The sequence below is a fragment of the Mesorhizobium sp. L103C105A0 genome (assembly GCF_000502215.1).
Lineage (GTDB): Bacteria > Pseudomonadota > Alphaproteobacteria > Rhizobiales > Rhizobiaceae > Mesorhizobium.
Window position 1 is genome coordinate 11,949 of the sequence record NZ_AYXF01000011.1, and the last position, 21,198, is coordinate 33,146.

Annotated in this window: 25 protein-coding genes; 10 read left to right on the top strand and 15 right to left on the bottom strand. The window is 63.5% G+C overall.

All coding sequences use genetic code 11. The features are described from left to right. Window positions 1-197: 197 nt before the first annotated feature. Window positions 198-686, top strand: coding sequence for a DUF1036 domain-containing protein (locus X727_RS140885; RefSeq protein WP_023832028.1), 489 nt, complete (start codon window positions 198-200; stop codon window positions 684-686). Then, on the top strand, window positions 683-2,128 hold the full coding sequence (gene pyk / locus X727_RS140880) for a pyruvate kinase (RefSeq protein ID WP_023834964.1): 1,446 nt from the start codon (window positions 683-685) through the stop codon (window positions 2,126-2,128). Before X727_RS140885 ends, pyk begins: the two co-directional genes overlap by 4 nt. Window positions 2,129-2,136: 8 nt before the next feature. Here the strand turns inward: pyk and X727_RS140875 are convergent, their stop codons facing one another. The 4 genes from X727_RS140875 to ykgO form a co-directional block, all read right to left on the bottom strand. Beyond that, entirely contained in the window at window positions 2,137-2,601 is a 465-nt protein-coding gene (locus X727_RS140875; protein WP_023834965.1) for a hypothetical protein, read from the bottom strand. Between the two features lie 5 nt (window positions 2,602-2,606). Next, window positions 2,607-3,671 carry an alpha/beta hydrolase gene (locus X727_RS140870; protein ID WP_023834966.1) on the bottom strand — a complete coding sequence of 355 codons (1,065 nt, stop codon included), beginning with the start codon at window positions 3,669-3,671 and terminating at the stop codon, window positions 2,607-2,609. A 172-nt stretch (window positions 3,672-3,843) separates the two neighbouring features. Continuing rightward, window positions 3,844-4,425, bottom strand: coding sequence for a hypothetical protein (locus X727_RS140865; protein ID WP_023684032.1), 582 nt, complete (start codon window positions 4,423-4,425; stop codon window positions 3,844-3,846). 113 nt (window positions 4,426-4,538) lie between these two features. Next, the gene (ykgO, locus tag X727_RS140860) at window positions 4,539-4,664 is read right to left on the bottom strand and encodes a type B 50S ribosomal protein L36 (protein WP_006327841.1); all 126 of its coding nucleotides are present in this window, start codon (window positions 4,662-4,664) and stop codon (window positions 4,539-4,541) included. Window positions 4,665-4,906: 242 nt separating this feature from the next. Here ykgO and X727_RS140855 point away from each other — a divergent pair, with 242 nt between their 5' ends. After that, window positions 4,907-5,335 carry a lysozyme inhibitor LprI family protein gene (locus tag X727_RS140855; protein ID WP_023834967.1) on the top strand — a complete coding sequence of 143 codons (429 nt, stop codon included), beginning with the start codon at window positions 4,907-4,909 and terminating at the stop codon, window positions 5,333-5,335. Between the two features lie 38 nt (window positions 5,336-5,373). Here the strand turns inward: X727_RS140855 and X727_RS140850 are convergent, their stop codons facing one another. The 8 genes from X727_RS140850 to X727_RS140815 all read right to left on the bottom strand — a co-directional run bounded on the left by X727_RS140850 (window position 5,374) and on the right by X727_RS140815 (window position 11,864). Next, complete coding sequence (locus X727_RS140850; RefSeq protein ID WP_023834968.1) at window positions 5,374-6,450, bottom strand: 5-(carboxyamino)imidazole ribonucleotide synthase; 1,077 nt, start codon at window positions 6,448-6,450, stop codon at window positions 5,374-5,376. Continuing rightward, window positions 6,447-6,944, bottom strand: a complete 498-nt coding sequence (gene purE, locus X727_RS140845) for a 5-(carboxyamino)imidazole ribonucleotide mutase (protein WP_023708578.1) — start codon at window positions 6,942-6,944, stop codon at window positions 6,447-6,449. The genes X727_RS140850 and purE overlap by 4 nt, the downstream gene beginning before the upstream one ends. Window positions 6,945-7,018: 74 nt before the next feature. After that, complete coding sequence (locus X727_RS140840) at window positions 7,019-8,224, bottom strand: aminotransferase class V-fold PLP-dependent enzyme (protein ID WP_031204629.1); 1,206 nt, start codon at window positions 8,222-8,224, stop codon at window positions 7,019-7,021. A gap of 20 nt (window positions 8,225-8,244) precedes the next feature. Next, window positions 8,245-8,706: a RidA family protein gene (locus X727_RS140835; RefSeq protein ID WP_023673109.1), complete on the bottom strand. Its 462-nt coding sequence runs from the start codon at window positions 8,704-8,706 to the stop codon at window positions 8,245-8,247. A gap of 117 nt (window positions 8,707-8,823) precedes the next feature. After that, window positions 8,824-9,642: an amino acid ABC transporter ATP-binding protein gene (locus X727_RS140830; protein ID WP_023698474.1), complete on the bottom strand. Its 819-nt coding sequence runs from the start codon at window positions 9,640-9,642 to the stop codon at window positions 8,824-8,826. 4 nt (window positions 9,643-9,646) lie between these two features. Continuing rightward, window positions 9,647-10,297 (bottom strand): amino acid ABC transporter permease, encoded by a 651-nt coding sequence (locus tag X727_RS140825; protein ID WP_023754124.1) that lies wholly within the window; start codon window positions 10,295-10,297, stop codon window positions 9,647-9,649. A 1-nt stretch (window position 10,298) separates the two neighbouring features. Then, the gene (locus X727_RS140820) at window positions 10,299-10,964 is read right to left on the bottom strand and encodes an amino acid ABC transporter permease (RefSeq protein ID WP_023693641.1); all 666 of its coding nucleotides are present in this window, start codon (window positions 10,962-10,964) and stop codon (window positions 10,299-10,301) included. Between the two features lie 69 nt (window positions 10,965-11,033). Further along, entirely contained in the window at window positions 11,034-11,864 is an 831-nt protein-coding gene (locus X727_RS140815) for a transporter substrate-binding domain-containing protein (RefSeq protein WP_023673105.1), read from the bottom strand. A 156-nt stretch (window positions 11,865-12,020) separates the two neighbouring features. On the opposite strand from X727_RS140815, the gene X727_RS140810 reads away from it, so the two are divergent. Beyond that, on the top strand, window positions 12,021-12,836 hold the full coding sequence (locus X727_RS140810) for an IclR family transcriptional regulator (RefSeq protein WP_023684025.1): 816 nt from the start codon (window positions 12,021-12,023) through the stop codon (window positions 12,834-12,836). A 24-nt stretch (window positions 12,837-12,860) separates the two neighbouring features. On the opposite strand, the gene X727_RS140805 is transcribed toward X727_RS140810, so the two are convergent. After that, window positions 12,861-13,064, bottom strand: a complete 204-nt coding sequence (locus tag X727_RS140805; protein ID WP_023673103.1) for a YdcH family protein — start codon at window positions 13,062-13,064, stop codon at window positions 12,861-12,863. Between the two features lie 239 nt (window positions 13,065-13,303). Here X727_RS140805 and X727_RS140800 point away from each other — a divergent pair, with 239 nt between their 5' ends. From X727_RS140800 to X727_RS140780, 6 genes are all read left to right on the top strand, one after another. Further along, complete coding sequence (locus X727_RS140800; RefSeq protein WP_023684024.1) at window positions 13,304-13,483, top strand: YdcH family protein; 180 nt, start codon at window positions 13,304-13,306, stop codon at window positions 13,481-13,483. Window positions 13,484-13,770: 287 nt separating this feature from the next. After that, window positions 13,771-15,024, top strand: coding sequence for a flavodoxin-dependent (E)-4-hydroxy-3-methylbut-2-enyl-diphosphate synthase (gene ispG / locus X727_RS140795; protein ID WP_023834970.1), 1,254 nt, complete (start codon window positions 13,771-13,773; stop codon window positions 15,022-15,024). Window positions 15,025-15,027: 3 nt separating this feature from the next. Beyond that, the gene (locus X727_RS140790) at window positions 15,028-15,885 is read left to right on the top strand and encodes a lytic transglycosylase domain-containing protein (protein WP_023834971.1); all 858 of its coding nucleotides are present in this window, start codon (window positions 15,028-15,030) and stop codon (window positions 15,883-15,885) included. Window positions 15,886-15,893: 8 nt separating this feature from the next. Continuing rightward, complete coding sequence (locus tag X727_RS140785; RefSeq protein ID WP_023834972.1) at window positions 15,894-16,445, top strand: chloramphenicol phosphotransferase; 552 nt, start codon at window positions 15,894-15,896, stop codon at window positions 16,443-16,445. Between the two features lie 168 nt (window positions 16,446-16,613). Next, on the top strand, window positions 16,614-17,750 hold the full coding sequence (locus X727_RS0134475) for a sterol desaturase family protein (RefSeq protein ID WP_023702767.1): 1,137 nt from the start codon (window positions 16,614-16,616) through the stop codon (window positions 17,748-17,750). Window positions 17,751-17,830: 80 nt separating this feature from the next. Then, window positions 17,831-18,583: a Stf0 family sulfotransferase gene (locus tag X727_RS140780; RefSeq protein ID WP_023834973.1), complete on the top strand. Its 753-nt coding sequence runs from the start codon at window positions 17,831-17,833 to the stop codon at window positions 18,581-18,583. On the opposite strand, the gene X727_RS140775 is transcribed toward X727_RS140780, so the two are convergent. Beyond that, entirely contained in the window at window positions 18,584-20,923 is a 2,340-nt protein-coding gene (locus X727_RS140775; protein ID WP_023834974.1) for a response regulator, read from the bottom strand. A gap of 85 nt (window positions 20,924-21,008) precedes the next feature. Beyond that, a complete protein-coding gene (locus X727_RS140770) occupies window positions 21,009-21,194 on the bottom strand; it encodes a hypothetical protein (protein WP_023684018.1) in 186 nt (61 codons plus the stop codon). Between the last annotated feature and the right edge of the window lie 4 nt (window positions 21,195-21,198).

Sequence of the window (21,198 nt, forward strand, 5' to 3'; positions counted from 1 at the left end):
TCCCACGAAGAGGACTGTTGCGCAATGCCGTTGTTTGGCCACGGTTTCTGCGAAAATCCTGTGACGCGCGGCAGATCGCGTGTCGGGGGCCTTTCTAAATCGATTGGAATTGGACAGAACGGCGCGTTGACATGCGCCCGGACTTTTCCGAAAAGGGGCGTTGAGAGATGCAGATGACGTTATTGAGGGGTTTCGGGATGGGTTCCGCCGGCAGGCCGCGTGCGTGCACCGCCTTTGCCGTGCCGCTCCTGACCCTGACGCTAGGGCTCACCGCGCTGGTCGCGGCCTCGCCTGCCCGCGCCGATTTCCGCGTCTGCAACGCCACGCAGAACCTGGTCGGCGTCGGCATCGGCTACCGCGCCAAGGCAGGCTGGATCACCGAGGGGTGGTGGCACATCGAAGGATCGAGCTGCAAGACGCTGATCGAAGGTCCGCTGTCATCGAGGTTTTACTATCTTTATGCAGAAGACGCCGAGCGCGGCGGGCGCTGGGATGGCCCGATCAACATGTGCGTGGCCGAAAAAGAATTCAAGATTGCCGGCGTTACCGATTGCGTCGCCCGGGGCTTCCAGCGCGCCGGATTCCAGGAATATGACACGGGCGAGCAGGCAAGCTGGATGGTCCAGCTGACCGATGAGTCCACAACGGGAGGCGCTCCAGCCGCCCCGGGAACAAACAGTCAATGAGACGTAGCCGCAAGGTCAAGATCCTCGCCACCATCGGTCCTGCCTCCTCGTCCGAGGAGATGCTGCAGAAGCTGTTCGAAGCCGGCGCCGATGTCTTCCGCATCAATATGAGCCACACCGATCACGAGTTGATGCGCACGCTGGTCGGCCGCATCCGCGCGGTCGAGGAGAAAGTTGGCCGTCCGATCGGCATCCTGGCCGATTTGCAGGGACCGAAGCTGCGCGTCGGCAAGTTCGCCAACGGCAAGGAGGTTCTGACGCCGGGCCAGACCTTCAACCTCGACAACAATCCCGAGCCCGGCACGTCGACCCGGGTCTACCTGCCGCATCCCGAAATCCTGAGCTCGGTCGAGGCCGGCCACCGTCTCTTGATCGATGACGGCAAGCTGGAGCTCAGGGCGGTGAAGAGCGACGGCAAGTCTATCACCTGCGCGGTCGTCGCCGGTACCACCATTTCCGACAAGAAGGGCGTCAGCCTGCCCGACACCGACCTGCCGGTCGGTGCGCTGACCGAAAAGGACCGTAAGGACCTCGATGCGGTGCTGGCGGAAAGCGTCGACTGGGTGGCGCTGTCCTTCGTGCAGCGGCCGGAGGATTTGGCGGAAGCCCGCAAGATCGCGCGCGGCCGGGCGCTTATCATGGCCAAGATCGAAAAGCCGCAGGCGGTAGCCCGGCTGGCCGAAATCATCGAACTCTCCGACGCGCTGATGGTCGCCCGCGGCGATCTCGGTGTGGAAATGCCGCTGGAAGCGGTGCCCGGCATCCAAAAGCAGATCACGCGCGCCGCGCGCCGGGCCGGCAAGCCGGTGGTGGTCGCCACGCAGATGCTGGAATCGATGATCACCGCGCCGGTGCCGACCCGCGCCGAGGTCTCCGACGTGTCGATCGCCGTGTTCGAGGGCGCCGACGCCATCATGCTTTCAGCCGAATCCGCTGCCGGCGCCTATCCGGTCGAGGCGGTGGCGATGATGAACCGCATCGCCACCAAGGTCGAAACCGACCCGACCTATGCCGGCATCATCAACGCGCAGCGCTCGGAACCGGAAGCAACCGGTGCCGACGCCATTTCGCTCGCGGCCCGAGAGATTGCCGAGACGCTGAAACTGTCGGCGATCATCACCTATACGGCGTCGGGCACCACCGGCCTGCGCGCCGCGCGCGAGCGGCCGCAAGTGCCGATCATCGCCCTGTCGCCGATCCTCAACACGGCGCGGCGGCTGTCGCTTTTGTGGGGCACGCATTGCGTCGTCTCGCCCGACGCCAGCGACCTCGACGACATGGTCGACCGCGCCTGCCGCATCGCTTTCGAAGAGGGGTTCGGTCAGCCGGGCGACCGCGTCATCATCACGGCGGGCGTGCCGCTGAGGACGCCGGGTTCGACCAACATGCTGCGCATCGCCTATGTCGGGTCGGACGTGCAGGCCACCCGCAACATAGGTTGACAGAGGCTTCAACTCATCACAGTTCGCAGCGCTCTTGCCGCACCTTCGGCGTGATCGATGCGCTGAAGGAAGCGGCGTGCCCGGGGAACGGGGTCGTGCAGATACTGGTCCGGCCCCAGCCTCTTTCGCCGGTTGAGGTCGACTGTGTCGAGCAGATCGAAATCGACCGTGGCGATCGTGCAGTGCCACCCGGGATTGCGCGACGCCCAGCCCCTCTTGTGGTGTTCCAAAAGCCGCTCGCGGGCGGAATAGCCGTGGTAGTCGAACGCGATCACGCCGTTCGTCGCGTAAATATGGTTCCCGGAAAAGCCCTCGCCAGGAATGATCCGTTCGCCGTAAAAGCCGTCCAGAGGAGCACGCTCGAGAAAGGCGCCGGCAAGAATGGCGCACGCGCCATAGCCGAAGAAGATGCGGTCCGGCAACGCCCATCGCTTCTCCGGGTTTCCCTTGATGCCGTGTTTCAGGACATACATTGCGATCAGGTCGGGGCCAGTTCCGCGTCGGGCACGGTGATGTCGGGGCATCGCCCCTCATTGTACGCATCGCCGGCGATGCGTGCTTCCACGGTTTTTGCCATTGCCTGCAGGTCGACGACCTTGCCGGCGACCTTTTCGATGGCGCCGATGACGAGATCGGGGGCGATCCAGTCCGGCTTGTGGCCGAGATTGTGGACCCAGATCAGCTCGGCGCCGGGGATGTCCCTGACCAGGCCGACGGAATGGATCGAGGCATAGACCACCTTGTCGCGGTCGCCCGAGATGACAATGGTCGGCGCTGTGATGTCGCGGTAATGCGGCGCGGCCTTCAGCGTATAGTCGTAGAGGCCGGCGACATCGATGGCGTTGGCGCGGAAAGCGCCGGGACGCAGCACCAGCGGAATCGAGGCATTGCCGACATAGCCTTCCGGCACCTTGTTGGGAGAAAACACGCAGGCCGTGGCGCTGTCCATCTGCAGCGTGCCTGCCGGATAGGTCAATGTCTCCGAGAACAGCCAGCCGATGATGGGGGTGGCGGTCAGGTTGTAGTACCAGGCGGTCGCGCCGCCCGGCCAGGGGTGGCTGACCGGCGACAGAAAGACCAGCCCGAGCGTCTTCTCCGGGTGTTCGCGGCCAAAGGCGGCGGTGATCACGCCGCCAAACGAATGGCCGACCATGATCGCATTGTGGATGCCGAGACGGTCCATCAGCCTGGCGATGGTGTCGGCCTGCGCCGACGGGCTCTCATTGCCGGGGCCGCGTGCCGACCAGCCGAAGCCCGGCCGGTCGAGGAAGACCATCTCGGCGCGGCCTTCGAGCAAAGGCCTGATCGGCAGCATCTGATCCCTGAGATTGGCGCTGGCGCCGTGGATGAAGACGATGGCCGGCAGCTCGGCATTTTGAGGCGCCGGCACGTGGACATAGTGGATGCGGGTGCCGCCGATGTCGGCAAATTCGCCGGCCGGCGGGTTTCGCCACTCGATCAGCCACGCGCCGGCGCGGGTGACGCCGGCCAGGGCAAAGACGAGCGCGAGGAGCAAAGCACAGGCGGCGTAAATGAGGTTCATGCGCGGAGATACGGGGGTGGAGGGGGATAAGTTCTAGGGAGTAGGGAGTAGGGAGTGGGGAGTAGGGAGTAGGGAGTAGGGAGTAGGGAGTAGGGAGGTGGCGTCTCGACCAATCTTCTCTACTGACTACTGACTACTGACTACTGACTAATCCCTAATTCCTACTGCCTAATCAAATTCCTTCGCCGGCAAGCTCTTCCGAAATTGCCGCGACCTGGTCCTGGGCGCTGCGCATCATCGGATAGATGGTAAGCACCTTCTGCCAGGCTTCGAGCGCCGATTGCTTGTGGCCGGTGGCGGCCATGATCTGGGCCAGGCCGGAAAGCGCGCCGAAATGGCGTGGTTCCAGCTGCAGCGTCTGGTCGATGTCGGACATCGATTTCCCGAAATTCTTCATCATGTAATGGACGGTGGCGCGCCGGTTCCAGCCTTCGGCATATTTTGGCTGAAGGATGACGACCTGGTCGAGGAAGTCGAGGGCGACGTCGAACTTCTGGTCGTCCATCGCCTTTTGCGACCATTGCATCATCAGGTCGATCGAGGCGCTGCCGGACTGGAACCATTCGCCCCAGATGCGCCCGGCGATGCGCTCGGCCGCCTTTTCGTTGCGCTCGCGCTTCAGCTCGGCAAACAGTTGGTCGAGCCTGGCTTCCCTGGTCAGGGCAACCGGCGGCTTTGCCGGCGGATCGTCCGCCGACGCCGGAGCGACGCCGAAAAGAAACAGGGTGGCCAAAAATGCAAAAAGAATCCGCATCGCCGGAATCTAACCCCGGACGGCGGATCGTCAAACTGAAATTAGCGTGAAAGTGCCTGGAACCAGGCAATTACCATCATATGGACGGAGGCAACGAGCCTCCGGCCGAACACTCAGCCCTGGCGCGCCTTGTAGCGTGGAGCGGTCTTGTTGATGATGTAGACGCGGCCCTTGCGGCGAACCAGCTGGTTGTCGCGGTGACGCGCCTTCAGCGCCTTGAGCGAATTCTTGATCTTCATGGTCTTGCCCGTCGGTCTGGGCCCTGTCCGGGCCGAATTATTAAGGCGCGCCTGAAAAGCGCGCCTTTGAACTTGCGGTGGCTCATAAACGAGGAGCCTTGCCCGTGTCAACCGCAAGCGTGCTGGATAGAGGCCGAGAATGGCTTTGGCCATCAAATATCCGCCATCTCGGCTCCACGCCATTGCGCGGCCGAAGGCGGGCTGGAATGGTGCGGCACCCGCAAGCCGATTTGGAGACCTCTATGCGCCTGTTGTTTGTGTCCGCGAGCCTTGCCGTTCTGGCAGCCGCCTCCATCGCGCAGGCGCAGGAATGCGACCGCAACGACGACAGCCAGCAGATGATGAACATCTGCGCCGGCGAGGACTATCGGGCCGCCGATGCCAAGCTCAACCAGGCCTACAAGGATCTCGTCGGTCGCAACGACGACAAGGGCAGGAAGCTGCTGCAGGTCGCGCAACGCGCCTGGATCGCCTTCCGCGACGCCGAATGCGCCTATACGACGAGAGACAGCGAGGGCGGCTCCATCCATCCGATGGAGGTTTCACAATGCCTGACCGAACTGACGGACCAGCGCATCAAACAGCTCACCGCGGGCGCCAATTGTAGGGAAGGCGATGCGAGTTGCGCCAGCCCCGACGAGGACGGGGATCTGAACGACGAGCTGCAATAGGGCTCGATCCACGCCCTCGCGCAAAGTGCCGGAATGGCTTAGCTACGGCGGCTGATGCGGGTGAAATGGCCCATCTTGCGGCCTGGGCGCGCTTCCGCCTTGCCGTAGAGATGCAGCATCAGATCGGGCTCGGCGAGCAAAGCGGGTACGCGCAGCACATCGTCGCCGATCAGGTTTTCCATGATGCAGTTTGAATGCCGGCCAGGGTTGCCCAGCGGCAGGCCGGCAATGGCGCGGATATGCTGCTCGAATTGCGAAACGATGCAGGCGGCTTCCGTCCAGTGGCCGGAATTGTGCACGCGCGGCGCCATTTCGTTGGCCAGCAGCGTGCCATCGGCAAGAACGAAGAACTCGACGCCGATGACGCCGACATAGTCGAGGGCCGCCAGGATTTTCGCTGCCGACCCCTGTGCCGTCGCCGCCGTCTCCAGCCTGATCTGGGCCGGCAGGGTCGAGGTATGCAGGATGCCGTCGCGGTGGACGTTCTCAGCCGGATCGTAGGCGGCGACCGCGCCGTCCAACCCGCGCGCGGCGATGACCGAGATTTCGCGCTCGAAAGCGACGAAGGATTCGAGGATCAGCGGCACATTGCCCATGGTCTCGCATGTGCCGGCAAAGCCGCCCGTCTCCATGTTGCGGAAGACGCGCTGGCCCTTGCCGTCATAGCCCATGCGGCGGGTTTTCAAGATGCCGCTGCCACCGAACTCTCTCAGCGCCGCCGTCAGCTCGTCGTCATTGTCGACGGAGCGGAAATCCGCTGTCCTGATGCCGATGCCGTTCAGGAATAGCTTCTCCGCCACCCGGTCCTGGGCGACTTCCAGCGCCCTGGGCGGCGGATAGACCGGGACCTTGGCGGCGAGCGCGCCGGCAGCCGCTACCGGCACATTCTCGAATTCGTAGGTGACGACGGCGCTGACTGCCGCCAGTTCGGCAAGGGCGTCCGCATCGTCATAGGCGGCGGTGATCTGGCGGTTGGCGACCTGAGCCGCCGGGCAATCGGCCTGCGGTTCGAGGATAATTGTGCGGTAGCCGAGGCGCGCTGCGGCAACAGCCAGCGTGCGGCCGAGCTGGCCGCCGCCGATGATGCCGATGCTCGATCCGGCGGGCAGGCTCACGGCGCGTCCGTCGGTTCGGTGGCGACCCTGGCGGTTTGGGCGGTGCGCCAGGCATCCAGGCGGGCGGCAAGTTTTTCGTCGTGCAGCGCCAGCACGGCGGCCGCCAGAAGGGCCGCGTTGGCCGCACCCGCCTTGCCGATGGCAAGCGTGCCGACCGGAATGCCGGCCGGCATCTGGACGATGGAGAGCAGCGAATCCTGGCCGGACAGCGCCTTCGATTCGACCGGCACGCCGAACACCGGCAGCGGCGTCATCGCCGCCGTCATGCCGGGCAGGTGGGCGGCGCCGCCGGCGCCGGCGATGATCACCTTGTAGCCGGCCGCCTTGGCGCCTTTGGCGAAATCATAGAGGCGGTCCGGGGTGCGGTGGGCGGAGACGATCAGCCGCTTGTGCGGAATGCCCAGCGCCTCCAGCGTTTCGGCGGCGTGGCGCATCGTCGCCCAGTCGGACTGGCTGCCCATGATGATGGCGACGTCGGCGCGGTGGTCGGTCAAGCGCATGCTCCCGGCGGTAAAGGCGCGCCTTAGCGGAATTCGGGCTGGCCCGCAAGGATGGCGGCCGCCGCAGCCTAGTCCGGCCAGCGCAGGGCGCCGGATGAATCCTTTCGCGGCTGTCTCATCGCATCCGCCGGCCTGTCGGCCGCGGTGAGCACGGCGCGGAGGCGTTCGGCGACGATCTCGGCCTCGCCTGGGTGCAGGTTGCACGGGTCGAGGAAGAAATGGCCACGCTCGACTTCGTGGTTGCGCACGATGATGGGCGGCGATCCGGCCGCCAATGCCGAGGCGAGGCCGGCGGCACTGAAGCGGCTTTCGGGGGAGACGAAGATCTGCAGCCGGTCGAGCGGATTGGCGGTCGGGTCGGGAATGATGTTTGCGACGATGCCGGGTATTCCCTGCAGCGAATCCCTCCACAGATGGAGCGCCGCTTCCTCGCGTCGGCGGATGCCGGCATGGTCGCGCTTTTCCCAGGCTTCGAGCGCCGCCATCGTGCCGGCGATGCTTTCCTTGCCGACCTTCATGGCGCGGGCGACGCCACGGTTTTGCAGATAGGCGGCGCGGACGAGATCCTTGCGGCCGGCGACGATGCCGCTGGTCGGCCCCGAAAGGAATTTGTGGCCGCTGTAGACGACGATGTCGGCGCCGCGCGCCAGGAAGCTGCGCAGGTCATATTCGGAAGCCGCGTCGACGATCACCGGCACGCCCCTGGCGTGGCAGATATCGCAGAATTCCTCAATGGAAAGCATGCCGTATTGCACGGTGTGGTGCGCCACGACGTAGAGCGCCGCCGCCGTGCGCTCGTTGATAGCCTCGCGCACATGATAATCCTGCGTGACGCTGACCGTGCCGGCCGGAATGACCTTGGCGCCGGCGACGCGGATCGACTGGTCGATCGGTGCGCCGTAATTGACGATATGGCCGAGCTGGATGACGACTTCGGACTTCAGCCCTTCGGTATCGTCGGGCAGCCGTTCGATCGCCAGCAAATTGGTGCCGGTCATCGCCCCGGCGATCGCCATTGTGATGCCTGAGGCGCAGCAGGCGGTGATGAAGCCGGCCTCGCCGCCGGTGAGGCGGGCGGTGATCACGCTTGCGGCGCGCTGCAGATCGTCCATCTCCACCCATTGCGAGGCGATCTCGGCCATGGCGCTGATCGCCTCGGGAACGATGATCGAGGCGCCGAGCGTCGTCATCGTGCCGGAGACGTTGATGATCGGCCGCAGTCCCAGCCGTTCACGGATCGTGGTGTTGGAGCCGGTGTCGGAATAGGTTTTCATGTTCAGCAATCCCTTGACGGTCAGGCGGCGATCTCGACGACCGCTTCGATTTCGACGGTGATGTTTCCAGGCAGCGAGCCGACCCCGATCGCCGAGCGGGCATGGCCGCCGATCTTGTCGAAGACGCTGGCGAACAGGTCCGAGCAGCCATTGACCACTTTCGGGTGGTCGCTGAAGGTCGGCGTCGCATTGACGAAGCCGAGCAATTTGACGACGCGCACGATGCGGCCGAGATCGCCGGCGGCGGCGTGCATGACGGCGAGCAGGTTGAGGCCGGTGAGGCGGGCATGCTCATAGGCCTGCTCGACGGTGACGTCCTCGCCGACCTTGCCGGTGCACAGCGTGCCGTCGGCGCGCAGCGGCCCTTGACCCGAAAGAAAGATCAGCCGGCCGCTTTCCGCATGGGTGACGAAATTGGCGATCGGCGTCGGCGGCTCGGGCAGCGTCAGGCCGAGCTCGGCGAGCCGGATGTAAGGCGTCATGGAAGAATTCTCCTTGGGCCGGCCTGTTGTTTTACGCAATTCCCAAGGGAAAGCGCTTCGCGCTTTTCCCGGGAAAACCGCTTACACTTTTCCTGGAATTGCTTTGGGCCGCCCATGTCAGAAATGCGAGGCGCGGAACCGCGCCAGGAAAGAGCGCAGGCGCTCATTGGTGGTCTCTTCGGCAAGGATCTCCTTCGGCGGGCCAACAGCGCTGACACCGCCATCGGCCATGAAGACAATGCGGCTCGAAGCGTCGCGGGCAAAGGCCATCTCGTGCGTGACCATCACCATTGTCATGCCGTCTTCGGCCAGGCTGCGCACAACGGCCAGCACCTCGCCGACCAATTCGGGATCGAGCGCGGAGGTGATCTCGTCGAGCAGCAGGATCTTCGGCTCCATGGCGACTGCCCGCGCTATGCCGACGCGCTGCTGCTGGCCCCCGGAGAGTTCCGCCGGCAGGCTGTCGGCCTTGTGGGCGAGGCCGACGCGGCTCAGCCAATGCTCGGCGATCTGGCGCGCCTCGGCCTTGCTCTTGCCGCGCACCTTGGTGAGGCCGAGCATGATGTTGCCGGCGGCGGTGAGGTGCGGAAACAGGTTGAAGCTCTGGAACACCATGCCGGTTTCGGCGCGCATATTGGCAAGGTCGCGCTCGCTGCGCTTGGCAAGGTCGCGCTCGCTGCGCCGCTGGCGCGCGCCGGCCTCACGAAAACCGACCTCCTTGCCGTCGATGCGGATCGAGCCTGAGTCGTAGCTTTCGAGAAAGTTGACGCAGCGCAGCAGGGTGGTTTTGCCGCTGCCGGAAGGGCCGATGACGGTGACCACCTCGCCCCTGTCCACCTTGAGGCTGACCGAGCGAAGCACCTCGACCGAACCAAAGGCTTTCGAGACCCCGGCAATGTCGAGAAGGGCAGCATTGTCGTTCGAGCTTGTGGCCATCGTGCTAGTCCCGGATGAAGGCAAAGCGCCGTTCCAGCCGCCGGCTGGCGTAGGAAAGCGCATAGTTGACGGCGAAATAGATCAAGGCGCCGAGGATGTAGAGCGGCATCGCCTCATAGGTGCGGCCGATGACCTGGTTGATCGCCTGCATCAGGTCGGTGATGCCGAGCAGCGAGACCAGGGCGCTGCCCTTGACCGCATCGGTGACGCCGTTGATCCAGGGCGGCAGGAAGCGCCGGAAGGCCTGCGGAAAGATGACGTAGGTGAGCCGCTGGCGAAAAGTCAGCCCAATCGCCATCGCCGCCTCGGACTGCCCTTTGGGAATGGAGCCGACGGCGCCGCGGAGATACTCAATGACCTGCGCGGTCTTGAACAAGGTGAGCGCCAACACCGCCGCCGAGAAGGATTGCAGATGCAGGCCGATGGCCGGCAGGCCGTAATAGACGAAGAACATCAGCACCAGGATCGGGATGCCGCGGATGGTGTCGGAGAAGATGCGCACGGCCCAGCGCACCGGCGCCGGGCCGTAGACCAGGCCGACGCCGAGCGCGACGCCGGCAATCAGCGACAGCACCACGACCAGCAGCGACACCCACAAGGTGATGGCGAAGCCCTGGGCGAGGAACGGTACGGCGTAGAGGATCTGGCTCAGCATGTCAGCGCGCAGCCCTGAACCGGCGTTCGACCAGCCGCAGCCCGAAGAGCAGGGTGTAACCGGTCACCAGATACATCGCCGTCGTCACCAGATAGACCTCGACGATGCGGAAGGTGTTGAAGTTGATCCACTGGGCGCCGAAGGTGAGCTCGGGCACCGAGATCACCGAGGCGATCGACGTGTCCTTGAACAGCGAGATGAAGGTGTTGGACAGCGCCGGCAGCGTGATGCGCAGCATGGTCGGCAGGCGCACATGAACCAGCCGCTGCCAGGGCGTCAGGCCGATGGCTTTGCCGGCATCGAGCTGGCCGCGCGGCACGGCTTCCAGGCCGGAGCGGAACACCTCGACCAGATAGGCGCCGCTATAGACCGACAGCGTCAGCACGAACGAGGTCGGCGCGTCGTAGGCGACGTCGATCACCGTCGGCAGGCCGTAGAAGACAAGATAGACGAGCAGGATCAGCGGCACGTTGCGGATGAATTCGACGTAAGCCGCAATGATGGCGCGCACCACGCGTCCGGCCGAGACATACCAGACCGCCAGCACCAGGCCGATGACGACGCCGATGGCAATCGAAATCACGGCAAGCTCGAGGCTGAGCAGAAGGCCGCCCCACAGCTTGTCGAAATGGCGCCAGATCAGGTTGAAGTTGAGCGTATAGCCCATGCGTCTCCCGCAATAACCAAGGCGATGCGAACTAGAAGGCGGAAGGGCTAACCCTTCCGCCAGCGCTTGTCAGACAACCGGGAAACCGGGATGGCGGGCCGGCGGCTCCTGGCCGAAATAGTCCTTGAAGGCGGCGTCGTAGAGTGCGGTCTCATGGCCGAACATGGCGATGGTGAAGGTCTGGTTGACGAAGGTCAGCCAGTCCAGGTCGCCCTGCCTGACCGCCGCGCCGTAGAGCATCGAGTACCAGCTCTTGCCGGCATCGAAATATTTGTCGGGGTTGCGCGAGGCCAGCCAGCGCACGGTTGAAAGATCGACAGCGGCGGCATCGGCGCGTTTCGATTCCAGTGCCTGCAGCACATTGGCCTGGGTGTCGATCTGCAGCACCTGCGCCTCCGGCAGGGCGTAATGGACCGAGCTTTCGGCATCGACATTCTGCAGGATCGAGATGCGCGTCGCCGAACCGCCGGCGAGCAGCTTGTCGAAGGTCTTGTTTTCCGCCGTCGGCAGCGTCAGCAGGGCGACGCCCTCGACATAGTATGGCCTGGAGAAGTGGATCAGCTGCGAGCGCTGCGCGGTCATGGTCATGAACTGGATGGTAATGTCGACCTTGTTGGTGGTGACATTGGGGATGCGCTGCGCCGGATCCTGCATGACGAACTCGACCTTGCTCGGATCGTCGAACAGACCCTTGGCCAGGATGCGGCCCATGGTGATGTCCATGCCGACCAGCTCGCCGGCATCGTTTTCGAAATGCCATGGCGCGTTGGTGCTGCCGGTGCCGACGATCAGCTTGCCGCGGTCAAGCGCGGTGCGCAGAACGCTGTCGGATGCGGCTTGTGCCGCCGCCTTTTCGGCGCTGACAGCGGTCATCACGCCCGCCGTTGCAAGCCCGGCCATGCCCAGTTTCAGAAAATCTCGCTTGGATGCGTCGTTCACTGCGACCTCCTGTTGTTTGAGTTCCCCTTACAGACACACGTGTCGCCGACCTGAATTGTCTCTTACAATAGACACATGTATCCTGTACAAGACAGATACTAACATCAGGAATCAGTTATGCAAGACAGCAATGGACTCACGGATCGGGCGGAGCTTGGTCCAGCCGAGAGCCCGACGCCCGACAAGACCTCCGGCTCGCGCGAGAAGGGCCTCAACCGGGTGCTGGAGATCCTGGACTTCCTGCATGTTACCCAGCGCGCCATCGGCATTGGCGATCTAGCCAAGGGGGTGAATGCGCCGCGCTCCACCACCTATACGCTGGTGCGTTCGCTGGTCGATGCGGGTCTCCTGGAGATGGAGGGCGACGGCAACCGGGTCTATTTCGGCAAGAAGCTCTACCTCTATGGGATGGACTATGTCAGGGGCAACGACCTGCTTAGGCGGGGCCGGCAGGAGGTCGACAATCTGTCGCGCGAGACCGGCGAGACCTCCGAATTGTGCATGCTGCAAAGCGGGCGCTATACCATCGTCCATTCCAGCCCCGGCACCAGGCCGTTCCGCATCAGCTCGGCCACTGGCCTGCAGATCCCGCTGCCATGGACGGCATCGGGGCGGCTGCTTCTGGCCGGATTGGAAAGGGCCGCCATCCAGGACATGGTCTCGGAAGACGACCTTTTGCTGCCCGACGGCCGCAGGCTGCAGTTCGACGACTTCATTGCCGATATCGCGACGGCCAGAACGACCGGCTATTGCATCACTTCGGGGCTGGTCGACGCCTACACCAAATGCCTGGCCGCCCCTGTCTTCGCGGCCGCCGGCAAGGTCGAGGCGACGATGTGCCTGGTGGTGCCGATCGACACTTCAGCGGAGAAGACCGACGAATTGCTGACGTTGCTGCGCCATCGCGCGGCGCGGCTGTCGATAGCGGGGTGAGCAGTTAGGCCCCGAGGCCGTCGGCTAAGCGATGATGTCCGGAATGATCTTGTCTTCCAGCGCCATCAGCCGGTCCTTGAGGAAAAGCTTCTTCTTCTTCATGCGCTGGATCTGCAAGGGGTCGCAGCCCATGGCGATCATCGCATTGATGGCCGCGTCGAAATCGGCATGCTCCTGCTTCAGGCGGGAAAATTCGAGGCGGACATCGGCCTTTTCCTGGTCGGACATTCTCTACCGTCTGCATGTCTGCGGCGCCCGGCAATGGGCATGATTGGGCGGGGGCGGCATCAATTGCCGCCGGCGCGCAGCCAATATCACATATCACATTGTCGTGGAATGCTACCACGCAGCATTCGACATCGCAGCCGGATGGTGGCAGACTGTCATGGTGCCGTCACAGATGCGACCTGCGGTGGACGTGCCTTTGACGGCTGCAATCGAGGAAACCATGAAAGGGAGAACCAATCATGTCTCTTGCATCCCATCTTGATGAGTTGCAGCGGAAACACGGTGATATCGAACGCGAGATCGACGATGCGATGAACCATCCATCGGTCGACGACCTCGAAATCGTGAATCTGAAGCGACGCAAGCTGGCACTCAAGGACGAGATTGAAAAACTGAAGGCGAAACCGACGAGACACTGACGCCCTTCCAGGATTAGACCCGCCGCCTTGGCGCGTGACTATCGCTCCGGTGGCGACATGCCGCCGGAGGCCTGTTTTTGCTACTGATTCCGATACTGTTGGCCGGCGAAACCCGTCTGTGGGGTCGCCGCGCTGCTGCGATTTGGCGGCTCTGCTTGTCTGTCGCCATTGACAAGCCATCTTTGCTCCTCCACCTCATGCCCGAACCTCAGCGCTATGCGCTGATAGCTGATTGAGCGTGCGTCGACGTGGACGTGTGTCGCTCGGGTGATCAAGAGGCTGCCGGCATGACCGGGTATTTTTCCTCCCCCTTTGGGCGCCGGACATCGGTCGGCGTCGATGTCGGCGGCGTGGTCGTCGGCGGCGGCGCGCCGGTCGTCGTGCAGTCGATGACCAACACCGACACGGCCGATATCGACCAGACCGTCGCGCAGGTTGCGGCTTTGCATCGCGCCGGCTCCGAGATCGTGCGCATCACCGTCGATCGTGACGAGAGCGCCGCCGCCGTGCCGCGCATCCGCGAACGGCTCGAGCGGCTCGGCATCAATGTGCCGCTGGTCGGCGACTTCCACTATATCGGCCACAAGCTGCTGGCCGACCATCCGGACTGCGCCGAGGCGCTGGCCAAATACCGCATCAATCCCGGCAATGTCGGCTTCAAGGACAAGAGGGACCGCCAGTTCGCGGCGATCGTCGAAATGGCGATCAGGCATGACAAGCCGGTGCGCATCGGCGTCAATTGGGGGTCGCTCGATCAGGAGTTGCTCACCCGGCTGATGGACGAGAACCAGCGCCAAGGCTTCCCGCTGACGGCGCAGGAAGTAACCCGCGAGGCGATCGTGCAGTCGGCGATCCTGTCGGCCGAAATGGCTGAAGAGATAGGCCTCGCCCGCGAAAAGATCATCCTGTCGGCCAAGGTCAGCGGCGTGCAGGATTTGATCGCCGTCTACACCGAGCTTGCCACGCGTTCCAACCATGCGCTGCATCTCGGCCTCACCGAAGCCGGCATGGGCTCCAAGGGCATCGTCGCCTCGTCGGCGGCCATGGGCATCCTCTTGCAGCAAGGCATTGGCGACACCATCCGCATCTCGCTGACGCCGGAGCCGAATGGCGATCGCACTCGCGAGGTGCAGGTCTCGCAGGAACTGCTGCAGACCATGGGCTTCCGTCAGTTCGTGCCGATCGTCGCCGCTTGCCCCGGCTGCGGCCGCACGACATCCACCGTGTTCCAGGAACTCGCCCAGAACATCCAGGCCGATTTGCGCAAGAACATGCCGGTCTGGCGGGAGAAATATCCCGGCGTCGAGAACCTCAAGGTCGCGGTGATGGGCTGCATCGTCAACGGCCCCGGCGAATCCAAGCACGCCGATATCGGCATCTCGCTGCCCGGCACCGGCGAGACGCCGACCGCGCCCGTCTTCGTCGATGGCAAGAAGTCGGCGACGCTGCGCGGTCCGTCGATCGCCGCCGATTTCGAAAAAATGGTTGCCGACTATATCGAGCAGCGGTTTGGCCAGCACGGCAAGGCTGCGGCCGAATAAGCCATGCGGGGGCTGCTCAAAGCCGGTGTGATCCTGCTCTGCGGGCTGGGTGCCGGACAGGCGCTCGCCGATCCACCGCAATCGCGCTCGGCGGCGAAACGATTGATCGGCCGTGTCTGTGACCTGATCGAGACGCATGCCGAGCGGAACGGCCTGCCGAAGGATTACTTCGCCCGGCTGATCTGGAAGGAAAGCCGCTTCGACCCCAATGCGGTGAGCCCGGTCGGTGCCGAAGGCATCGCCCAGTTCATGCCGAGCACCGCCAAGATGCGCGGGCTGGCCGATCCTTTCGACATCGACCAGGCGATCCCGGCTTCGGCGAAATATCTCGCCGAAATGAAGACCGGCTTCGGCAATCTCGGCCTGGCGGCGGCTGCCTACAATGCCGGCGAGAGCCGCGTTTCGCGCTGGCTGGGTTCGGGCGGCTTCTTGCCCATGGAGACCGAGAGCTACGTCTTCGACATCATGGGCGAACCGGCCGACAAGTTCTCCGACAGCGCCTACGCCGGAACGATCGAGCCGCTCGACGCGAAAACCAGCTTTCCCGTCGCCTGCCGCAAGCTGCCGGTGATCATGTCCAGAACCGTGGCGATGGCCTCGATCAATGTGAAGCCATGGGGCGTCCAGGTGGCCGGCAATTTCCGCAGGGGAGCTGCGATCAATCAGTGGCTGAGGGTCAGGAGCCGGTTTCCGGCGCTGCTTTCCGGTCGTGACCCGGTGGTCAGCCGGGTGCGCACGCCGATCGGCCGACGCGGCATCTACGCCGTCAGGATCGGCGTCGACGACCGTGCCGCCGCCAACGTCATCTGCCAGAAACTGCAAAGCGTCGGCGGCGCCTGTATCGTCGTGCGCAACCGATAGGGGGCGACATGACGGCCAAAATCGTCCTGCTTAATGGCGTCGGCAGCGCCGGCAAAAGCTCGATCGCCAGGGCGCTGCAAACAATCGCCACCGAGCCCTTCCTGCATGTCCAGATGGATGCTTTCATCGACATGCTGCCGCCGGCGCTGCAGGATCATGCCGACGGGTTTTCCTTTGAGACCGTGCTGGAAGACGGCAAGCCGTCGGTGGTGATCAGGAGCGGGCCGGTCGGCGCGCGAGCCATGCGCGGCATGCGCCATGCCATCGCCGCCATGGCCGGGCAAGGCAACAATCTCATTGTCGACGACGTGATCTTCAATGACGAGATAGCGGAGCACCGCAAGTTGCTGTCGAGCTTTGACCTGCATCTGGTCGGCGTCATGGCGCCGCTGGAGGTGCTGGAAGCGCGCGAGGCCGCGCGCGCCGACAGGCTGCCTGGCCTGGCGCGCTGGCAATATGGACGCGTCCACAAAGGCACGGACTACGACCTCGAAGTCGACACCAGCCGGCTGACGCCGCTCGAATGCGCCCTTCGCATCCAGGAAAGGTTCCGACTATAGTGGCCTGGTGTCTTTGACACGATCGCAGCTTTTACCAATTGCCCCAAAAGCCGATAGCTGTCTCTGGCCTGCAAAGTCGTGTCGATTAAATATTTATGAGCCCTGCTGTAGTAAGACGGGTGGAAATTTCCGGCGAGACCTTTTGAAGGCCGTTAACGGGGGAACATCATGCCGGTGACAAATTTCCTTAGACGCGTCGTCGGTGAACTTGAAACGCCTCGCGCCAAACGGCCGTTCGGTTCTGGCTGGCTGTCCGGCTCGATTGGCTTGCTTGCCGGGGTCACCGCCCTGCTGATGGTCATCGTGCTGCGCTACCCGTCGCTTACATCGATGCCGGATCTGGCCCCCATCCACCAGATGCTGTTCTTCAAGCCGGTGCTCTATTTCGTCCTCATCTCCGGCTATATCCTGGCGATCCTCAGCATGACGCTGCGCAGGCAAAAGACGCTCGGCGCGGCAGCGATGTTCACTGTGCTGCTGGCGTCGCTGGTCGGCATGCTTCCGGTGCGCCATCAACTGCACATCGAAGGGGTGTTCTTCGGGCTTGATTTCTTCATCCTGAACGCTCTGTTCATGGGTGTGCTGTTCGTTCCGCTCGAACGTCTTTTCGCGCGCAACAAGGATCAGACCGTGTTCCGCGACGAATGGCGCGAGGACCTGTTCTACTATCTGGTCTCATCGCTGCTGGTGCAGATTTTGACCTACCTGACCTTGGCGCCGTCCAACTTCGTCAATGCACAGGGCGCCCTTGGTTCGGTGCGCGCCTGGGTCCACGACTTGCCGTGGCTGGTGCAGTTGCTGGCGGTGATGTTCCTGACCGACCTTGCCCAGTATTGGGTGCATCGGGCCTTCCATCGCATTCCCTGGCTGTGGAAGTTCCATGCCGTGCACCATTCCGCCAAGTCGATGGACTGGATTGCCGGTGCGCGCATGCATTTCCTGGAAATCATCGTGCTGCGCAGCCTGACGGCCACCCCGATGTTCGTGCTGGGGTTCGATGAATCGGCTATCCAGACGTATATATTGATCGTCTACGTCTATTCGTCTTTCATCCATTCCAACATCGGAACCAGTTTCGGTCCAGTCGAAAAGGTGCTGGTGTCGCCGCGTTACCACCACTGGCATCACGGCCTCGAGAAAGAAGCGATCGACGTAAACTTCGCCATCCATTTCCCGCTGCTCGACCGGCTGTTCGGTACCCACCATATGCCCGAAGGGCGCTGGCCGAACGGCTACGGCATTCACGGACATCCCGTTCCGAACGGATACTGGCAGCAATTCCTCTACCCCTTCCGGCGCGGCTAGACTGGAGTCCTTCGCGAAGCGCGCGTGTCACCGCGCCTGGCGAGGTTAGCCCAATCCATGACAAGCGACAGAGCCCCGAGATGCGTGACGGCTACATAATCTGCGGCACGCCGAGAACCGGAAGCACCTTGCTGTGCGGCCTTCTGGCCTCGACGAAAACAGCCGGCGATCCGCACTCGTTCTACCGGCGGCAGGACAAGGCGGAATGGGCAGAAGAGTGGAAATTGCCGCATCCCGATACGATGAGCGCGCATGACTTCGATGTCGCCTACCTCAAGGCGGCAATCAGCGCGGGAAAGGGCGGAACAGCCGTCTTCGGCTTGCGCCTGATGCGGGAGAACCTGGGTGAACTCTCGGCCATCCTCGACCGGATCTACCCAGACCTGCCATCGGACAAAGCACGCTTTGAAAAGGCCTTCGGGCGGGTCCTCTACATCCATCTTTCGCGCGAAAACAAGCTGGCGCAGGCGGTGTCGCTGATCAAGGCCGAGCAGACCGGGCTTTGGCACATCGCGCCCGACGGAACCGAGATCGAACGGGTCGCACCGCCGCAGGAACCCCGCTACGATTTCAAGCGGATCCAGCGCGAGCTTGCCGAACTCGAAGCCTATGACGCGGCCTGGAACGTCTGGTTCGCGGAGCAGGGGATCGTCCCGCTGCGAATCGGCTATAAGCGCCTGTCAGCCGATCCGCCAGCGGCATTGGCATCCATCTGCAAGGCCCTGGGTGTTCCGGCGCCGAATGCCGCCGACATAAAGCCTGGCGTCGCCAAGCTCTCGGACGAGATTAGCCTCGACTGGATGAGCCGCTATCGTCTGGACGCGGCGATTTGATCAAGCCCTCTTTACCGCCACCGTCTCGCTGAGCCAGGTGCCGATCTTGCTGCCGAGACGGTCGGGCGACACCGGCTTGGGCAAATAGTCGTCCATTCCGGACTCGATACATTTGTCGCGGTCGCCCTTCAGTGCGTGCGCGGTGACGCCGATGATTGGTGTGTGATTGCCACTCGCTGCCTCCGCCGCCCGGATGGCGCGGGTCGCCTCGTAGCCGTTCATCTCCGGCATGGAGACGTCCATGAGGATCAGCTTCGGCCGCAGCGCCCGGTACATCTCGACGGCCGTGCGGCCATTGCTGGCGATGCGGTAGCTGAGGCCAAGCCCATTGAGGATCTGGCCGAACACCAGCTGGTTCACGTCATTGTCCTCGGCGATAAGAATATCGATCGGGCCGTTTGCCGTGACAGTCAATTCCAGTGTCGCGGCCACGGGCATCACCGGGCCGCGAATGACGGTGAAGGCAGGCGGTGTGGGTGCGGCCTGCGTGACAACCGGCTCGCGAACGAACTGGGCCTTGCCGATCTGGGCCCGCGCTTTCTGGATGGCCGAGATGACGGTGCCGAGCAGGATGGCCGAGCGCGCCGGCTTGGTGAGATGCGCGGCGATGCCGAAATCGATGACCATCTTGCCGAAATCGACCTGGTCGACGGAGGTCAGCAGCACCACCGGGATGGCGGAGAGACGGCTGTCGGCGGAAATCGCCTTGGCGACATCGGCGCCGTTCATGCCGGGCATCTGGTAGTCGAGGATGATGCAGTCGACCGCAGCACCGAGTTGGCTGGCCCGGTCTAGAAAGGCGAGGCCGACGGCGCCGCTTTCGGCGGCCGCGCAGTCGAAGCTCCAGCTTCTGAGCTGCTCCAGCAAGATCTCGCGGTTGACCGGGTTGTCGTCGATGACCAGCACGCGGGCGCCGGTGACATCGACCGGCACGATCTCGTTGCGCGTGTCCTGCTGATGCGCCGGCAGCGGCACGGCGAACCAGAACACCGAGCCGCGGCCGATCTCGCTTTCGACGCCGATCTTGCCGCCCATCAGGTCGATGAGGCGGGCGGCGATGGCAAGGCCGAGGCCGGTGCCTTCATGGCGGCGCGTCGACGAGCCGTCGACCTGCGCGAATTTCTCGAACACGTTCTCGAGCTTCTCGGCAGGAATGCCGATGCCTGTGTCCTCGACGCGGACCTTGAGCTGGACGATGCCGTCGACCACCTCGCCGCCGACATCGATCAGCACATGGCCCTTCTCGGTGAACTTCACCGCATTGCCGAGCAGATTGGTGACGATCTGACGAAACCGTCCGGCATCGCCGACGACATGGGCAGGCAGGCGCGGGTCGACACGCACGATCAGCTCGAGGTTCTTTTCGGCGACGCGCGCCGACACCAGTGTGGCCACGTCCTCGACCGCTTCGGCAAGCCGGAAGGGTGCAGGATCGAGCGTCAGCTGACCGGCATTGATCTTGGAGAAATCGAGGATGTCGTTGATGATGGTGAGCAGCGCATTGCCGGACTTGACGATGACTTCGGTGAAGGTCTTCTGGCGCGCGTTAAGCTCGGTCTTGGCGAGCAGTTCGGCCATGCCCAGCACGCCATTCATCGGCGTGCGGATCTCATGGCTCATATTGGCCAGGAATTCCGATTTGGCGCGGTCGGCCGCTTCGGCCTTGAACAAGGATGCGGCGGATTCGGTGAAGGCGCGGCGGATCGCCTTTTCCATCGGCCGGAAGATCCAGAGGGCAACGATGGCAAGAACCGCGAACAGAAGGCCGCTTGCCCACAACAGCAGCCTGTCGCTGGAGGCGTCGGCCAGATGGCGTTCGCCATCCATGGCGGTACGCACACGCACCAGCATCGGCTGGACGAACAGGTCGTTCTGGTTGAGGATTTCGCGCGAACTCCATTCGTCGGTCTGTTGCGCCGCCGACATCAGGTTGAAGTTGCGCACGATGTCGCGCGACGACCAGAACAGGTCGCCGTTGACGGCGGCCGACGAGAGTTCGTCCAGCGTTTTGGCCGACAGGCTCGGCTTGATCGCGGCCAACTCCGCGGACAGTGTTTCGATCTCGCTGGTCAGGCGTTGCGAATGGCCGCGCGCGGCGGCGGCAAGGCCGTCACGGGTTTCGGTGCGCCAGGTCGTGCTGGCGGTTTCGGCAAAGCTGGAGGCGTTGCGCAGGTCGCGGGTGAAGACGACGAGATTGCTGCTCAGCGCGTCGATGTCGTGGCGGAAGGAATTGACGCGATTGAGCGCAAACATCACCGCGGTGGAAGCCAGCGCAAAGATGAGCAATCCCGAGATGTAGCGGATCCGGATCGAGCGGATGAAGAAAGAATATTCCGGCATGCGCAACCCCAACACATACGCATCATTTTAACGGTCGGGATTACGCTTGATTTACATTAAAATTCCGTTCGCGCCTGGCGGGCCGTCAAGATCCTGGCTGCACGTGCCCGGAGTTGGCGCCATAGAGGGTGGCATCGCATTCGCGCATCATGCGCAGTGCTTCTTCCTCGGTCAGGCCGAACTTGCGCATCATGCTCCGGATTTCGGGGCCTACAGCTATCTCCACCGGTCTTGCCGCCTGGCGGGTCTTCCTGGCCTTTTTCTTGGACATCAGT

Excerpts from the sequence above, each read along its gene's own strand:
- X727_RS140865 (WP_023684032.1), bottom strand. The coding sequence starts at position 4,425 with ATGCGGATTCTTTTTGCATTTTTGGCCACCCTGTTTCTTTTCGGCGTC.
- X727_RS140770 (WP_023684018.1), bottom strand. The coding sequence starts at position 21,194 with ATGTCCAAGAAAAAGGCCAGGAAGACCCGCCAGGCGGCAAGACCGGTG.
- X727_RS140875 (WP_023834965.1), bottom strand. The coding sequence starts at position 2,601 with ATGTATGTCCTGAAACACGGCATCAAGGGAAACCCGGAGAAGCGATGG.
- X727_RS140815 (WP_023673105.1), bottom strand. The coding sequence starts at position 11,864 with ATGGCCGGGCTTGCAACGGCGGGCGTGATGACCGCTGTCAGCGCCGAA.
- X727_RS140825 (WP_023754124.1), bottom strand. The coding sequence starts at position 10,297 with ATGCTGAGCCAGATCCTCTACGCCGTACCGTTCCTCGCCCAGGGCTTC.
- X727_RS140805 (WP_023673103.1), bottom strand. The coding sequence starts at position 13,064 with ATGTCCGACCAGGAAAAGGCCGATGTCCGCCTCGAATTTTCCCGCCTG.
- X727_RS140830 (WP_023698474.1), bottom strand. The coding sequence starts at position 9,642 with ATGGCCACAAGCTCGAACGACAATGCTGCCCTTCTCGACATTGCCGGG.
- X727_RS140885 (WP_023832028.1), top strand. The coding sequence starts at position 198 with ATGGGTTCCGCCGGCAGGCCGCGTGCGTGCACCGCCTTTGCCGTGCCG.
- X727_RS140840 (WP_031204629.1), bottom strand. The coding sequence starts at position 8,224 with ATGAAAACCTATTCCGACACCGGCTCCAACACCACGATCCGTGAACGG.
- X727_RS140855 (WP_023834967.1), top strand. The coding sequence starts at position 4,907 with ATGCGCCTGTTGTTTGTGTCCGCGAGCCTTGCCGTTCTGGCAGCCGCC.
- pyk (WP_023834964.1), top strand. The coding sequence starts at position 683 with ATGAGACGTAGCCGCAAGGTCAAGATCCTCGCCACCATCGGTCCTGCC.
- X727_RS0134475 (WP_023702767.1), top strand. The coding sequence starts at position 16,614 with ATGCCGGTGACAAATTTCCTTAGACGCGTCGTCGGTGAACTTGAAACG.
- X727_RS140780 (WP_023834973.1), top strand. The coding sequence starts at position 17,831 with ATGCGTGACGGCTACATAATCTGCGGCACGCCGAGAACCGGAAGCACC.
- X727_RS140785 (WP_023834972.1), top strand. The coding sequence starts at position 15,894 with ATGACGGCCAAAATCGTCCTGCTTAATGGCGTCGGCAGCGCCGGCAAA.
- X727_RS140775 (WP_023834974.1), bottom strand. The coding sequence starts at position 20,923 with ATGCCGGAATATTCTTTCTTCATCCGCTCGATCCGGATCCGCTACATC.
- X727_RS140870 (WP_023834966.1), bottom strand. The coding sequence starts at position 3,671 with ATGAACCTCATTTACGCCGCCTGTGCTTTGCTCCTCGCGCTCGTCTTT.
- ykgO (WP_006327841.1), bottom strand. The coding sequence starts at position 4,664 with ATGAAGATCAAGAATTCGCTCAAGGCGCTGAAGGCGCGTCACCGCGAC.
- X727_RS140820 (WP_023693641.1), bottom strand. The coding sequence starts at position 10,964 with ATGGGCTATACGCTCAACTTCAACCTGATCTGGCGCCATTTCGACAAG.
- X727_RS140810 (WP_023684025.1), top strand. The coding sequence starts at position 12,021 with ATGCAAGACAGCAATGGACTCACGGATCGGGCGGAGCTTGGTCCAGCC.
- ispG (WP_023834970.1), top strand. The coding sequence starts at position 13,771 with ATGACCGGGTATTTTTCCTCCCCCTTTGGGCGCCGGACATCGGTCGGC.
- X727_RS140790 (WP_023834971.1), top strand. The coding sequence starts at position 15,028 with ATGCGGGGGCTGCTCAAAGCCGGTGTGATCCTGCTCTGCGGGCTGGGT.
- X727_RS140835 (WP_023673109.1), bottom strand. The coding sequence starts at position 8,706 with ATGACGCCTTACATCCGGCTCGCCGAGCTCGGCCTGACGCTGCCCGAG.
- X727_RS140800 (WP_023684024.1), top strand. The coding sequence starts at position 13,304 with ATGTCTCTTGCATCCCATCTTGATGAGTTGCAGCGGAAACACGGTGAT.